The sequence below is a fragment of the Streptomyces sp. NBC_00029 genome (genome assembly GCF_045160505.1).
Lineage (GTDB): Bacteria > Actinomycetota > Actinomycetes > Streptomycetales > Streptomycetaceae > Streptomyces.
In genome coordinates, this window is record NZ_CP108292.1 from 7,494,012 (window position 1) to 7,508,557 (window position 14,546).

The 14,546-nt window shown below is 69.9% G+C and carries 11 protein-coding genes; 5 read left to right on the plus strand and 6 right to left on the minus strand.

The features are described from left to right. The first annotated feature begins 20 nt into the window (after window positions 1–20). From OG753_RS34575 to OG753_RS34590, 4 genes are all read left to right on the plus strand, one after another. On the plus strand, window positions 21–767 hold the full coding sequence (locus tag OG753_RS34575) for an SDR family oxidoreductase (protein WP_405791341.1): 747 nt from the start codon (window positions 21–23) through the stop codon (window positions 765–767). Between the two features lie 64 nt (window positions 768–831). Continuing rightward, on the plus strand, window positions 832–1,728 hold the full coding sequence (locus OG753_RS34580) for a hypothetical protein (RefSeq protein ID WP_327265591.1): 897 nt from the start codon (window positions 832–834) through the stop codon (window positions 1,726–1,728). A gap of 80 nt (window positions 1,729–1,808) precedes the next feature. Further along, window positions 1,809–2,864: a D-alanine--D-alanine ligase gene (locus OG753_RS34585; RefSeq protein ID WP_327265592.1), complete on the plus strand. Its 1,056-nt coding sequence runs from the start codon at window positions 1,809–1,811 to the stop codon at window positions 2,862–2,864. A 42-nt stretch (window positions 2,865–2,906) separates the two neighbouring features. Next, window positions 2,907–3,809 carry a DMT family transporter gene (locus OG753_RS34590; protein ID WP_405791342.1) on the plus strand — a complete coding sequence of 301 codons (903 nt, stop codon included), beginning with the start codon at window positions 2,907–2,909 and terminating at the stop codon, window positions 3,807–3,809. Between the two features lie 65 nt (window positions 3,810–3,874). On the opposite strand, the gene OG753_RS34595 is transcribed toward OG753_RS34590, so the two are convergent. From OG753_RS34595 to OG753_RS34620, 6 genes are all read right to left on the minus strand, one after another. After that, a complete protein-coding gene (locus tag OG753_RS34595; protein WP_327267002.1) occupies window positions 3,875–5,008 on the minus strand; it encodes a M4 family metallopeptidase in 1,134 nt (377 codons plus the stop codon). A 240-nt stretch (window positions 5,009–5,248) separates the two neighbouring features. Further along, the gene (locus tag OG753_RS34600; protein WP_327265594.1) at window positions 5,249–6,322 is read right to left on the minus strand and encodes a serine protease; all 1,074 of its coding nucleotides are present in this window, start codon (window positions 6,320–6,322) and stop codon (window positions 5,249–5,251) included. Window positions 6,323–6,352: 30 nt separating this feature from the next. Continuing rightward, a complete protein-coding gene (locus tag OG753_RS34605; protein WP_327265595.1) occupies window positions 6,353–7,483 on the minus strand; it encodes a trypsin-like peptidase domain-containing protein in 1,131 nt (376 codons plus the stop codon). Window positions 7,484–7,489: 6 nt separating this feature from the next. Further along, window positions 7,490–11,467 (minus strand): AAA family ATPase, encoded by a 3,978-nt coding sequence (locus OG753_RS34610; protein ID WP_405791343.1) that lies wholly within the window; start codon window positions 11,465–11,467, stop codon window positions 7,490–7,492. 201 nt (window positions 11,468–11,668) lie between these two features. Then, window positions 11,669–12,616, minus strand: a complete 948-nt coding sequence (locus OG753_RS34615) for a hypothetical protein (protein ID WP_405791344.1) — start codon at window positions 12,614–12,616, stop codon at window positions 11,669–11,671. 1 nt (window position 12,617) lies between these two features. Then, window positions 12,618–13,508, minus strand: a complete 891-nt coding sequence (locus OG753_RS34620; protein WP_405791345.1) for a DNA/RNA non-specific endonuclease — start codon at window positions 13,506–13,508, stop codon at window positions 12,618–12,620. Between the two features lie 178 nt (window positions 13,509–13,686). Here OG753_RS34620 and OG753_RS34625 point away from each other — a divergent pair, with 178 nt between their 5' ends. Continuing rightward, window positions 13,687–14,538, plus strand: a complete 852-nt coding sequence (locus tag OG753_RS34625; protein WP_405791346.1) for a caspase domain-containing protein — start codon at window positions 13,687–13,689, stop codon at window positions 14,536–14,538. The last annotated feature ends 8 nt before the right edge of the window (window positions 14,539–14,546 follow it).

Consider the following 14,546-nt stretch of genomic DNA (forward strand, 5'->3'; position numbering starts at 1 on the left):
CCTGAGATGGAGAGTCCGACTTGTCCGGGCAGTCCCCCAAAATCGCCCTCGTCACCGGTGCGAATCGTGGCATCGGCCTTGAAATTGCACGTCAGCTCGCCGAGAAGGGCGTCCGGGTGGTCCTCAGCGGACGCAAGCCCGACGCGGTCGTCGAAGCGGCGACCGCCTTGCGGAGCGCCGGCCTGAACGTCGAACCCCTGGCGCTGGACATCACCAGCACGGGCAGCATCGCCGGCGCAGCTGCCGAGCTGGAGGCCAGGCTCGGCCACCTCGACATTCTGGTCAACAACGCGGGAATCCGTATCGAGGAGTACGGCAGGCAGCCGTCCGAGCAGCCGCTGCGCCAGTGGCGCGAGACGTTCGACACCAATCTGTTCGGTGTCGTCGAGGCGACCACCGCCTTCCTGCCACTGATACGGAAGTCGGCAGCGGGCCGCATCGTCAACGTCTCCAGCCTGCTCGCCTCCCTCACCACGCACAGCGACCCCGGATCGTACGCCTACAGCCCCATGTTCAAGTCGCTGCCGGCGTACAGCGCGTCCAAGAGCGCGCTGAACTCCTGGACCGTCCACCTCGCCTACGAACTGCGTGAGACGACGATCAAGGTGAACGCCGTTCATCCCGGATACACCAGGACGGACATGAACGAAGGCGCCGGCGACCTGGAAATCCCCGAGGGTGCGGCAACGAGCGTCGGTATGGCTCTCCTCGATGACGACGGCCCCACCGGCAGCTACGTGCACATGGGGAACACCGTCCCCTGGTAGGCGCGCAGCCCCGCCCCCTCCGACAGCCGACGAAACCCACCTTCCCCAGTATTGGACGAGCCTCATGGGCACCCTTGCCTTGGTCACCGACGTCGTCAGCCTTCCCATCGACTACGACATGCCCCCCTTGCTGGAGGCCTGCGAAACGGTCGGCATCACCACCGAGGTGTGCTCCTGGGAGGACGAGACCGTCGACTGGTCGCGTTTCGAAGCCGTCGTGTTCCGCTCCCCCTGGACGTGGGCGGAACGGAAGGCCGAATTCCTTGCCTTCTGCGAGCGCATATCGGGCGTGACACGACTCATCACTCCCATGCCGCTGGTGCGCTGGGCCCTCGACAAGCGCTACCTGGCAGATCTCGCCGCGCACGGGGTACCGGTCATTGCGACCACGATCGTCGAGCCGGGCGCAGCAGCCCTGCCGGCGGTGCGCAACTTCCTCGCCGCCCACCCGCAGGCCGGTGAATTCGTCATCAAGCCGACCGACGGCTGCTACTCGAAGGACGTCCAGCGCTACGCCAGGTCGCTGGAGGACGAGGCCGCCCGCCACATCGTCCGGCTGCACGCCAACGGCAGCCACGTCATCCTCCAGCCCTATGTGGAGTCCGTGGACCGGCACGGCGAAACCGACCTGACGTTCTTCGACGGCGTCTACAGCCATGCCATCCACAAGGGCGCCATGCTCATGCAGGACGGCACGGTGCACGTGCCGACGCTCGACTTCCGCCAGGCGCGTGCCGCCGACCAGGACGAACGCGCGGTTGCCGCAGCCGCACTGGCCGCCTCGGTGGCGCACCTGGGCCTCGACCGCCCCCTGGTCTGCGGCCGGGTCGACCTCGTCCGCGCGGCGGACGGCACTCCCATGGTGCTGGAAATGGAACTGTGCGAGCCCTCTCTCAACCTCACCTTCAGCGAAGGCGGCGCGCTGCGCTTCGCACAGGCCCTGGCCGAGCGGCTCAAGTGAAGGCCGAACACAACAATCCCTCTGAATTGCACGTGACCGACCGGGCTGCGGCCCGGTGGCGTGGACGAAAGGCTGCAGGAGTGGCGCACAAGCCGGGCATGCGGATCGTGATCCTGTGTGGTGGAGAGAGCTCGGAACGAGACGTCTCGCTCGCCTCGGGAGGCGCCGTCGCGCGGGCTCTGCTGGAGCGCGGCCACGAGGTGGTGCTGGTCGACCCGGCCGCCGAGACGCCGGTCCTGGCAGGGCCGCTGCACTTCGGTGACGTGGTGGACGAGTTCGCGGTCGGAAAGGAGCCGCCCTCGGGCCTCGGCAGGCTGCTGCTGCAGCAGCGCATGGAAGGCGCTCTGACCGCAGGACCGGTCCTCGGCCTCCTGCGTGACGCCGATCTCGTGTTCCTCGCCCTGCACGGCGGTTGGGGCGAGGACGGGCTCCTGCAGGAACGTCTCCGTGAGGAAGGCATCCGCTTCACCGGCGCCGACAGCACGGCGTGCACGGCGGCCTGGCACAAGGGCCGGGGGCAGGCGGCGCTGGGCGCCGCGGGGCTGCCCGTGGCCGAGCGCGCCCAGTGGCAGCCCGGCATCGAAGGGGTACCGCAGGCCGTGCGGCGGCTTCTGGCTGCCGGCCCGGTGGTGACCAAGCCCGTCGCGGACGGGTCGAGCGTGTCGGTACACCGGGTCGACTCCCTCGCGGAACTGGAGCGGGTTGCCGCCGAGACCGGCTCCGGCGGGGTCGAGCTCCTGGTGGAGCCGTACCTGCCGGGCCGGGAGTTCACCGTTGCGGTGGTAGGGGACCGGGCGCTCCCCGTCGTCGAGATCGAGCTGAGTTCGCCGCTGTTCGACTACACGGCCAAGTACCAGACCGAAGGGGTGAGCGAGGTGTGCCCGGCCCGGATCCCGGCGGACTTCGCTGCGCGGCTGCAGGAGCTGGCCCTGCGAGCGCACGAGGCCCTGGGCTTCGGCGCCCACGCCTACTCGCGCACCGACTTCCGCTGCGATGCCGCGGGTGAGCCGATGTGCCTGGAGGTCAACGCACTCCCGGGCCTGACGGCAACGAGCCTGCTGCCGCTCGCGGCATCCGGAGCCGGATGGACGTACGGCGAGCTGATCGAGCGCATCGTGGACCTCGCCATGAGCTGAGCGACATCAATCCGTCCGGTCATTCGAACTGATATTGGAACAATGGATGCACAGCGCAGTGCGATCGCGTTACCGCGCGTTTCGCCACTCTCGAACGGAACGCTGCTCGCCGCACTCGGCGTCGCGAGCTTCTCCTTCAGCTTCCCGGGAACGGTCTGGGCGCTCGACGGGTTCGGCCCCTGGAGCGCCACGGGAGTCCGCGGGGTCATAGCCGCCGTCATCGCGGCGGCGGCTCTCCTGTGGACGCGGGCGCCGGTCCCCGCACGAGCCGACCGGCCCGCACTCGTCATCGTCGCCGGCGGATGCGGGGTCGGGTTTCCGCTGCTCACCACACTCGCCCTGCAGACGTCGTCCACGGCTCATTCGGCGATCGTCATCGGCGTGCTGCCGATGGCGACGGCGACGATCTCCGCGCTCCGCACAGGACGTCGCCCCTCGAGGACGTTCTGGGCCGCGGCCGGGACCGGTGCGCTCGCCGTCATCGCCTTCACGCTGTCCCGGAACCAAGGGCGGCCGACGATCGCGGACCTCTTCCTCTTCGGAGCCCTCCTCGTCTGCGCGGCGGGCTATGCCGAAGGGGGACGGCTGTCGGCGCACATGCCGGGATGGCGCGTCATCGCCTGGGGCGTCGTGCTCGCCGCACCCGTCAATCTGGCCGTGTCCGCCTGGGCGTTCCCGCATGAGCCGGTGCACCTCACGGCGAAGGCCGTGCTCGGCATGGCGTACATCGCCGGTGTCTCGCAGTTCGGTGCCTTCGTCCTCTGGTACCAGGGCATGGGCCGGATCGGGGTACCGCGAGCGAGTCAGCTCCAGCTGGCCCAGCCGCTGCTGACGCTCGTCTGGGCCGTGCTCCTGCTCGGCGAGCCCCTCGGCCCGGCCGCCCCCGTCACCGCCGCCGTCATCCTCGCGTGCATCGTGGTCACCCAGCGGGCCAGAGCGTCATGACGCACGCACGACCGCGGTCCCGTCCACGGCGTCCGCTGCAGAGAGCGGACGCCGTACGGGATGCGTCAGGGCCGCGGGCGCGCCAGATCGGAGTCATGGCCGGTCAGCGCGTTCACATCCTTGGCAAGCCTTGTCATTTTGGCGTTCAGTTCCCCGATTTGCCTGGTCAGGGCTGCCAGGTCGTCCTGTCGTCCCGCGCCGCCGTGCCCGTTGGACGCAGTGCTCCGTGCCCGGACGAGTCCGGTCGGGACGCCCGGGACAGGGACTTCCACCTCCTGCCACGCCGCCAGCACGGCCGACTGTTCGGCGCTTCCGACGCCGAACAGTTCCCCGGCCTTGTGGAATGTGGTGCGGGCGAAATCCTGGAACTGGGCCTCGACGCCGGATGCCTTGAGCGATTCGTACCAGATGAGCCCGGCAGCCTCCCATGAGAATCCGCCGATGCCGACAGCCGTCAGGAAGAACGCCTTGTTCGGAATGCCGGAGTTGATGTGCACTCCGCCGTTGTCGCCCTGCTCCGTGTCAGGCAGGTGCATGAACTTGCTCATACGGTCGGGCTGGGGGTCCCTGCCGAACAGCGCATTGTTGTATGCGTGACCCGGAGCCTTCATCGATCGCAGGGCGTCGGCATCGATTCCCGGGGTCCACACATCAGCCCCGATGAGCCAGTCCGCCTCCTCGGCCGACTGCTTGAGCGACCACTGCTTGACCAGCGACCCGAAGACATCCGAGACCGACTCGTTCAGCGCCCCGGACTGATTGTGGTATTCGAATCCCGAGGTGTGCTCGGTCACTCCGTGCGTCAGCTCGTGGGCGATCACGTCGAGGGATCCGGTGAGGTTGCCGAACAGCTTTCCGTCCCCGTCGCCGAAGACCATCTGCCGCCCGTCCCAGAACGCGTTGTTGTACTTCCTGCCGAAGTGAACGTACCCGTCCAGGCGCATCCCCCGGCCGTCGATCGAATTGCGCTGGAACACTTCCCTGTAGAAATCGCGCGTCAGACCGAGTCCGTCGAACGCCTGGTTGACGGGCTCGTCCACGGACGCCGGTCCGTCTTCCGGCCTGGCCAGGACGGCGGCGCGGAGCAGGCTCCCCTGCTCGCAGTCGAAGACGGTACGCCGGCCGTTGTCGGGGGCAGCCGCACCGGTGAAGGACGACCGGACCGCTCGCTCACCCCGCAGACGCGCAGTGGTCAGCATGGTGTCCAAGGCGGCTCGGCGCACCTCACTGTCCTCGCTCTCCAAGAGCTTCTCGAGAAGGTACGGGGGGATGATGCAGTCGAGTCGTGAGGTCCTGCTCATGGTGCACCTCCTGAATAAAGGGACCAACGGTTGAGCCGGTGCAGCGATGATGCGACCGGGGCCCGGAGGGGCTTCCGGCCGGCCTTCGGCAAAGGCACCGCGGGCCGGGCCGAGGTGGGCGGTCGGACTCCGGACGCCCTACACCCAGTTGACTTCCGCACGCTCCAGCAGTGGGTCGTCCGTCAGCTGGAACAGCGGCACGGCGAAGTTGCCCGACCTGAACCGGCCGCCGAAGTGCAGGCCGAGCACCCGGTGGTCGGCCAGGTCGAAGACCGGGGATCCGCTGTTGCCGCCGAGCGTGGAACAGTCGTGCGTCATCGTGAACCCGGGCCCGTCCGGGACCAGCGCCGTCGCCGTGCCCGGCTGGAGCCGCTTCACGTTGTAGATGTCCATGAAGATGCGTTTCATGGCCTCCGGCTCGTTGCGGCGGCCGTCCGCCGCCGGATAGCCGACCACGTACACGGGCCGGCCCGGCAGGTCCGGCGGAGCGTCGGCCGCGACCGGCAGCGGCGCCGGCAGCGGCCCGCCGCCGTCGGCCCGCGGGGACACTCTGAGCAGTGCCATGTCGACGTCGCGGTGGATGCCGATGATCTCGGTGACCTCGAACTCGAACGATCCGTCTGTGGCGGGCGTGCCGAGTTCCTCAGCGGTGTCGATGCGCGCACCCATGCCCTGGCGGAAGGTGAACCCGCCGTTGCCGTCCGCCCGGCTGAACTCGGCCGCGACGTGGCGGTTGGTCATCACGGCGAAAGGCGAGACCAGGAAGCCCGTGCCCAGCCAGTCCAGTTCCGCGTGCCCGGAGACCTCCACCCGGCCGACCCGCTCGATCGACTTCCGGATGCTCGGCCGCTGTCCGTCCAGCAGGGCCCAGTCGCCCGGCTGGGAGACGAAGTCCTGACCCTGGACCAGGATCGCCGGGCGGCCTTCGAGCAGGACGATCGCCTCCACCCCGAAGTACTCGTCCTCATCGACATCGCCGGCGCGGCCCGCGGCGAGCTTCTCCAGCCCGCGCACCCCGGCCTCCAGCACCCTGGCCCGCTCCTCCAGGGCGGCGCGGCCGATCTGCGCGGCAGCCTCCTCCTCGCGCGGAAGGTCCTCGGCGGACTCGAGGATCTCAGCGTCCAGCCCCTTGCGCACGCGTGCGGCCACTTCCAGCAGGTCCTCCTGGAAGACCTGCTCGGGCCCGGTCGCCACCGGTGATCCAGCGCGCATCTCACACCTCCCGTGGTCGTGGCCGTGGCGTCAGCGTGACTGGGCCGCAGCGATCTCGTCGTGGATCTTGGGGCTGTGCTCCCGCAGGTGCTGCATGATGGCGCTCAGTTGCGTTCCGACGTTCACGAACGCCGTGCTCTTGCCCTGGAAACTGACGTCCGTGACGCGGCGCGTGCCTCGGTGCAGGGCAACCACCGTCCAGTCGTCCGTCAGCACCGGCGAGCCGGAGGAGCCGCCCCGGGTGTCGGTGAAGTAGCGCACGTCCCGCTCGTCTGCTTCGAAGGCGAGGTTGTTGCGCAGCGCGATCCGCTTCGGCTCTCCACCCGGGTGCTGAATGATGTTGAGCGCCACCGGCATGTCCTTGGCCACGGTCAGCGGAGCGGTGGCGACACGGAGGAAGGGCCTGACCGGCGCCCCGGCCAGGCGCAGTACGGCGTAGTCGAGCTCTTCGTCCCAGGCCACGAGCTCGCTCGCCTGCTGCTCCTCGACGTCCGCGTCGTCCTCGCTCAGGTAGTCGAACCGGGAACGTGATCCCTGGGCCTGGAGCTGCAGGTCCGCCGGGTCCACCACCTGCTGCTGGCCGTTGGTGCGCTTGCGGGCGTTGACCACGTGGTGGTTGGTGACGAGCAGGTCGCCGGTGATGAGCCAGCCCGTGCCGTTGTGGGGCAGCGCCACCGGCTGGAGCAGGGCGCCTCCCTGGTAGGGCAGCACCTTGATACGGGCGACCGAGGACCCCGCCAGCGCTCCGCCGCTCAGGAAGTCGAAGGGCACCGTGTCGTCCTGGAAGACGATCTCTTCCTTGGTCTCCCCGGTGGGGACGTCCGGTGCCACATCGGGCTCACCGGCCGCGTCGCGCGTCACTCGGTCGAGTGCCTTGAGGAACACGTCGCGGGCGGCGGCGTCGGTGAGTTGGTCAGTGGCGTTGCGGAGCCAGATGGCCAGGGGCACGGTGCCGTCGATCAGCCGCTCCACCCGGTTCATCTCGTTGAGGTCCGAGTGGATCTGCTGGCCGGGCGCGGCGAGGACCGGCAGCGAGCCGCGGTACTTCGGGAGGATGCCCGCGAACAGCAGACTCCGCCGTCCCGGGTCCGCGAGCTCTGTCTCCACCGCTGTGTCCCGCAGCAGTCTCACGTCGTCCTGGGAGAGATACGTGTCGCTCATGGTCGGTCAGGCCGCTCTGTGGCCGTTCCCTTCGGCTGGGCCCTCTGCTGAGGGGTCCGCCTCGCCCGGCTCCGACGCGACCGGCCGCGGGCCTGTCGGTACGGCCCGGCCGGGGGCGACGGCACCGGCGCCCATCACGGCCGCCACGCCCGCGACGAGCTCGCCGCTCCGGTCGTCGAGAGACAGGAGGCGCCTGGCGAGCAGGTTGAGCGTCCCGAGCCGGCGCGCCTTGCGCAGCAGGCCCTGCACTCCCTGGTGGGTGGGCCCGGTCGTGGACCTCGGGTCGGGCGGGCCGGCGGAGTCCTGCAGAAGGCGGCACAGCGAGGTCCGCAGCTCGGGCCGCACGGCCACCACGCGGGCGATCGATTCGCCGAGCACGTCCAGGACCCCGTCCTCGGTCTCGGGCAGGCCCAGGACGTCCAACGCGTGCTCCAGGATCCCCGGGTGGTCGCGTGAGACCTCGGCGACCGCGGCACGCACCAGGGCGGGCTGCCGTACGAGCTCCGCGTCGGGCAGCTGCCGCAGTCGTTCGGCGAGCCTGCTCCCGACCTCCTGATCGTTGTCCTCGGTGCCCGGCGCCAGCTGTGCACGGGTCAGCAGGGCGCCCAGTGCCTCGAAGTCCTTGCCCAGGCCCGTCGCGGCCTCCTCGGCCTCGGCGAGGTCGTCGTAGGCCTCGGTGAGGTCGCCCTCCGCCTCGGCCAGCCGCGCCGAGAGGAGCAGCAGCTCCAGCTGCAGTCCGGGGAAGCCGTCCTCCTCGGCGCGGGCCACGGCCGCGTCGGCGGCTGCCCGGGCTTCGGTACGACGGCCGAGCCGGTCCAGGGTCTCGACCCACAGCGGGTGCAACGGGCTGCCCGAGGTCCACGGGCGCCGCTCCTCGAGCCGGGCCGCGGCCGCGTCGGTGTACCCCTGCGAGAGCAGGTCCTCCACCTCGCGGGCGGCGATGCGCTCCCAGTCCTCCTGGTCCGCCCTCGCCATCACCTCGTCGGGGGTGTGGCCGCCGACGCGCCCGGCGAGGTACGCGGCGGACCGTCCCGCCATGTCCTGGTCGGCCCCGGCGAGGAACCGCTCGACACCGGGCAGCCAGCGCAGCTCCACCTCGCGCGGGCTCTCGTTCAACCGCAGCCGGTGGTAGATCTCCTCCGCCCGCGATTCCAGACCTTCGCGTGCCGCGTAGTACAGGACGGCCCGCTGCCCGACCGTCCGCATCATGTCCGGACGGGCGCGGTCGGCCAGCCGCAGCATGATGGCCCGCAGATCGGCCCGGTGCCGCACACTCCCCGGACCCGCGGATTCCACCTGGTACAGCCGGGAGTACAGCCCGAAGAGGCGCTCCGCCTCCGGGTCGGAGTCGACCGTCAGTCCGCACGGCTCCGCGAGGACCTCCCGGATCAGTCCGGGGGTGATGGTCCGCAGAGCCATTCCGGCCTGGGCCAGGGTGCGCACGTCCTCCTCACCGATGCGGCTCAGGATCCGCTCGTACAGGATCCCCTGGACGAGCATCTGGTCGACCTTGTGGAAGAAGTGCCGGCGGCGCCGGGGCAGGCTCTCGATCAGTTCGTTCAGCGACTCGGCCCGGTCGCCCTCCTGGCCGGCCGCCCGAGCCGCCAGTCTCAGGCTCAGGGGATTCCCGCCCACGCGTTCGGCGAGCTTCTCCGCGAGCCGTTCGTCGCTCACCCCGCAGGAGGCCAGCAGGGCCCTGGAGGCTTCCGGGTCGAGGTCGGTCAGCTCGATGGGCAGGGGCTCCACCAGCCGGGCCGGATGCTGCTTCAGCAGCCGCCCGGCGACGACGGTCCGCAGCCGAGGGTGCACCTTCTGGAGTGCCGACCAGATGCCCCACATGCGGCCGAGCTCCGGGGAGCCGCGGTACATGGCCTCCTCGAAGGAGTCGATCACGAGCACGAGGGGTGGCTGCTCGGCCGCGGGTACTCCCACCGCCTGGACGACGAGCGTCGCGAGCCGGGCCGCCAGCATGCCCTCGCGCGCGGCGGACAGGGCGTGCACGCCCGACTGGGAGAGCCGCGCCATCGTCGCCCGGGTGGTGGCGAGTTCGTAGAGCTCGTCGACCGTGTCCTCTTCGGCCCGGTGGAGGCCGACGGTCTCCTCGCACGCACGCGCCAGGGTATCGAAATCGGCGTGGTGGTCGGGGAACTGGACGCTGAGCTGCCGGGCCATCTCCGCGATCAGGGTGGCCGGTTCGTGGACCGAGAGGGTGGGCCGTGCGAAGTCGACGTAGGCGAAGGGGAACGGGGTCGGGAAGTCGCGCAGGCTGTCCCGGAGGAACGTCGTGAGCAGCGTGCTCTTGCCGACGCCGCTCATCCCGTGGATCAGCACCGGCCGTTTCGTGCCACTGCCGACCGCCCGGGTGAACTCGTCCTGCAACGGCGTGGGCAGTCCGATGTAGGCGCGCAGCCGGGAGAGTTCCTGGGCGCGCCCGTGGAAGGCGCTGCGTGCGAGTCGTTCGATGGGCTGCATCAGCCGCGCCCGGTCCAGTAGCTGCTGGACCTCTCCACTCGGGGGGATACCGGTGATGCCCGGAATCTGCGCGAGCCACAACACCGCCTGCAGCGTGTGCGGCAGCTCGTCCAGGCTCTGGTGGGCGAGGTCCGGGGGCGTGCCGTCGAGGTAGGCCAGCGCGATGTGTTCCGGGCCCGGGCCGGGAGGGAACTGCTCCAGATTGGCCAGCAGAGCGAGGCGGGCCGCATCCGGACCGGCGAAGCCGTGCAGCGCCGTGTCGCGAGCCCCCGGCTTGAGCACCCAGGTGAAGGTGTCGCGCGTGCCGACGGCCCGGCAGTCGCGCAGCAGCTCCACGCCGGCCGCCCCGGAGGGCTTCTTCTCGCCGGGCAGCTTCAGCCGCGCCGGGTCGAAGCGGCTCAGCAGGGACGCCGCCTCCCGGTAGGCCCTGTGCAGGTCCGAGAGGTCTGCGAGGCCGGGGGCGGCCACCGCGGCGAGCAGCCGCTCGCTCAGGCGCGCACCGAAGTCCTCGCCGGGCGCGAGCCCGCCGTAGAGGCGGACCGACTCCGCCGCCGCCGTGCAGACCCTGCGCATGTAGCTGTCCGGTCCGGAGGCCTCACCCGCCTGGAGGACGGCGGGGACGGTCGTCTCCACGAGGCCGGCGATCCGCTGCGTGTCCGGCAGCTTCGAGGACTCCGTGAAGAACTGCCGGAAAAACTCCCGCAGATCGTCGGGGCCGAACATCCGGGCGGTGTCCCGGACCTCGTTCTTGCGGATCTCGTACGGGAGCTGGCGCATCGTCGGCGAGTACCCGAGCAGAACCAGCCGGGGCGGTACGTCCGGCGGCTCCGGCCTCTGGTTGTAGATGGTCAGGGCCAGCTTTCCGATGCAGTCCCAGACATCCGAATTGACGTCGAGCTTGTCGCAGTCGTCCAGCACCAGCCAGTACGGCCCGGACGCGGTCGTGGCCTGCCTGACGACGCGGTGCACCGCCGCATCGATCTCGGGTAGTGGATCGTTCAATTGTGTCGAATTCAACGGTGAGAGAACCGTGTTCGAGAGGGCCGGTGGGTTCGCCTGCGGGTCCGCGACGGACTCGGTGAGCCGCTGGACGACCTGCTCGGCGGTGGACGTCCGGTTCAGCGTCACCCGCACCGGGCGGAAATTGCAGTGCTCGCCTATGTGCCGGATCAGTTTGTAGCTGTAGGAGCGCCCGCTGTCCGGCTCTCCGTCCACCACCAGAACCGTCTTGTCGGGATTCTCGAAGAATTCGCGGAGCCGCTTCCTGAAGTCCACCCGGTCGATGAACATGTCAGCGCCGTTGCCGAGAACACTGCTGAGGAAGAAGTCCTGGGTCGAGAGGTGCAGCCGCGCGGCCTCCTCCAGCTCGCGCTTCAGTCGCATGGCCTCATTCCCGACCGGGAGGGAGCTGAGCCTGCCGTCCTGAGCGAGCATGCTGAGCAGCAGGAGTTGGACTTCGATGCCGCTGTTCCGCACTGCCTCGACCAGGGCGACCGAATTGTCGTTGCTCACGTAATTGAATGGGATTCTGCTCACGAACTCGGGCGAGAACCCGTGCTGGACCAGCTTGGGTCGCGGTTCGCCGGTATCGAAGACGTAGTCTCGCACCATTTCGGTGACGAGTCCCCATTCGGTGTCCTTGGGAGACATACCGCACCTGCACAGGCCGCCGGAGCGGCGTGGGAGACGGACTGCCTGATACCTGCAATGGTTTCACTCGGCCCGGTCCGTCGCAACGCGGTCGAACAGCGCGCCCACCTCCTTCCGGACGGGCGCACTGCGCAGGTACGGGGCGATGCCGTGATGGTTGTCGCTGTCGTTCGTGACCAGATGGTCCGTGACGAGGCCGGGTGGTCCGTACTCGGGCCGCAGCCAGTGGTCGAGGGCGACCAGGTCCCGCAGGTCGGAGACATTGCACCAGGCCGCCACACCCGCCGGGACCTCCGTCGGGAGCGCGAGCAGGTCCTGGACCTCGGTGATGCCGAGAGGAGCTCCCGCGCTGACGAGCAGGCTGACGTCCCGTCGCTCCTCGCGGAGCACTTCGTAGGCGATGACCGTGCCGAGGCTGTGCCCCAGCACGACGAGCGGCCCGTCGCCGACACCGGCCAGCTCGCCGCGGACCACCTCGCGCATCGCCTCGCCGACTCCGCCGAAGAAGTACGCGTACACGTCCTCGAAGGTGGCCTTCACGAGCCGCTCGAAGAGGCGCGTGCGCAGGAACTGGGGGAGAGGAAGTGCCTTGGCGGGGTCCGACGAGGCCGGTGCGGGCACCGCGTCCTCGGCCCGGCCGAGGGTCTCCGCCGAGTACGTCATCTTCGCCAGCCAGTGCGCCAGTTTTTCGTCCCCGGCCCGGGCCGACGGTCTCCCGGGCCCGGGACCTGCCTTCCGGCGCGCCTCGCGGAGCGTGTGCTCGATGAACTCCTCCGGGGTCCGTGGCACCCGCCCGTCCGGGAACTCCCGGACGGGCGGCGGGCCGTCGGACAGGGGGTCCGGCCCGTCGTCGGGCAGGGGGGCGGCGTACCGGACCGGCGCCCAGTAGGCCATCCGCGACGCCGCGCCCATGTCCGTGCCGAACAGCGCCTCGTCCCACTGGGACTTGAGCAGTTCCTTGCGGACCTTGTTCCCGTTGCCGTGGATGTAGACGACGGTGGCGTCGCCCATCTCAGTCGCCCAGGACCACGTCTTCGAAGCTCTCCAGACGCTTCCAGCGGTCCGCGGGTGCGCGGGTGACGGGCATGAGGTCGGCGGCCGGCAGCGGGCCGAAGCCGAGGCCGGTGAGCTCGACGATGTCGGCGACCGGCACCTGGAACGTGCGGAACGGGCCGAGCGGCGGCGGATCGCCGGGCCCGGCCCCCGCCATCGCCCGCTCGCGGTCCCGGCTGAGGTCCGGGCTCTGGTCGAGGATGTACCCGGTCGAGGCCAGCCGGCCGCCCTGGACGAAGGCGGCCACCTTCCAGAACCGCAGCGGCACCTGGATGCCCCGGTAGGGCGGGTCGGATTCGTGCAGGACGGGACCGGTGAAGACGGACAGCTTGCGGTCGAACCGGGCCGCGTGGTCCAGCAGATGGTTCTCCAGCCCCTGCCACAGCTCCTTGCCCTGGTTGAAGACGTCCTGCTGCGGGGCCGCGTTGGTGAAGTGGAAGGTGTCCGCGTTCGCGCGGTGGGCCTCGCCCGCGACACCCCAGACCGGGTCCAGGCGGCGGACCAGGTGCCCCCGGTCGAGGGAGTTGTCGCGGTAGATGTCGTTGCCGGCCTGCTGGGCCTCCGGTACGCGGGGGTCGAACACCCAGGCGTCGTCACGGGGCACGTCCTCCATGAGCCGCTCGCCGTCGATGCAGACGGCGGTGGAGGCGGCCAGCCTGCGATCGGGGCGCAGGACGACGGTGAAGTGGGTGTACGGCAGGACCACGGTCTTGATCCCGGCCGCGGTCGGGAGGGGGAGCGGGACGACGGCGCCGAGGAAGGACTCGTCGTAGCCGGTGCGATCGGCGAGGGAGCCCTGCGGTGCTTCGGCGCCCGCAGCCCGGTCCGGCGGTGTGTCGATTGCGTTCATATCGTAGCAATACCGTGCGCAAGTGATCGTTTACGGTCCGATGTCACGGGTCACCCGAAAGCGGCTCCCCCCGGCAGGCCCGATCGGGCGGCGTCCCCCACACCCCGGTTCAGGCGGCGTCCTCCGCGGAACCCATGCTGTCGACCCCACCTGCCCGCCACGCCCCCGAGGAGTACCCGTGCCCACTGGCCTGTCCCTCCACATCGGTCTGAACAAGGTCGATCCCGCCGCGTATGACGGCTGGGACGGCAAGCTCCTGGCCTGCGAGAACGACGCCCGCGACATGGCGGCGGTGGCCCGCGCCGGCGGGTTCGACGACACCGTGATCCTGACCGACGACGGCACGGTGGAGAACATCACCGGGGAACTGCGCAAGGCGGCCGGACGGCTCAAGAACGGGGACATCCTGCTCTTCACCTACTCGGGCCACGGCGGCCAGATGGACAACGTCGGATCGGACGACGAGCCCGACCGGCTGGACGAAACGCTGGTGTTCTTCGACCGCCAGTTCATCGACGACGAGTTGTACAGGGAGTTCCGGCGGTTCGAGGAGGGAGTCAGGATCTTCGCCCTGCTCGACTGCTGCCACAGCGGCAGCGCCATCGAGTCCCTCCAGGGGCTGCTCACCCCGGAGGCACTGGAGTCGCAGTTCCAGACCCGCGACCCGGGCCAGGTGGAGGCGGCGTCCCGGCTGATGCCGCTGCTCAAGCAGCAGGAGATCTTCGCCCGGGACCGGGCGTTCTACGAGGGCCTCCAACGCGAGCTCAAGAACGAAGACGGCCACAGCACGGCGCCCGGCGCCGTGCTCATCGGCGCCTGCCAGGACAACCAGGTGGCGTCCGACGGAGACGTGAACGGACTGTTCACCGCGAACCTTCTCAAGGTGTGGGGGAAGGGCGCCTTCCAGGGCGACTACCGCACCTTCCACCGCGACATCCAAAAGCGCATGCCCGCCATCCAGAGCCCGAACTTCTACACGACGGGCAGCCCGGCGGACGGCTTCCTCAGGCAGAAGCCGTTCACGATCTGACACCGGCT

What these genes read in the sequence shown, in the direction of transcription:
- OG753_RS34605 (WP_327265595.1), bottom strand. Translation starts at nt 7,483, where the DNA reads ATGAGCGACACGTATCTCTCCCAGGACGACGTGAGACTGCTGCGGGAC.
- OG753_RS34615 (WP_405791344.1), bottom strand. Translation starts at nt 12,616, where the DNA reads ATGGGCGACGCCACCGTCGTCTACATCCACGGCAACGGGAACAAGGTC.
- OG753_RS34620 (WP_405791345.1), bottom strand. Translation starts at nt 13,508, where the DNA reads ATGAACGCAATCGACACACCGCCGGACCGGGCTGCGGGCGCCGAAGCA.
- OG753_RS34590 (WP_405791342.1), top strand. Translation starts at nt 2,907, where the DNA reads ATGGATGCACAGCGCAGTGCGATCGCGTTACCGCGCGTTTCGCCACTC.
- OG753_RS34595 (WP_327267002.1), bottom strand. Translation starts at nt 5,008, where the DNA reads ATGCTGACCACTGCGCGTCTGCGGGGTGAGCGAGCGGTCCGGTCGTCC.
- OG753_RS34600 (WP_327265594.1), bottom strand. Translation starts at nt 6,322, where the DNA reads ATGCGCGCTGGATCACCGGTGGCGACCGGGCCCGAGCAGGTCTTCCAG.
- OG753_RS34580 (WP_327265591.1), top strand. Translation starts at nt 832, where the DNA reads ATGGGCACCCTTGCCTTGGTCACCGACGTCGTCAGCCTTCCCATCGAC.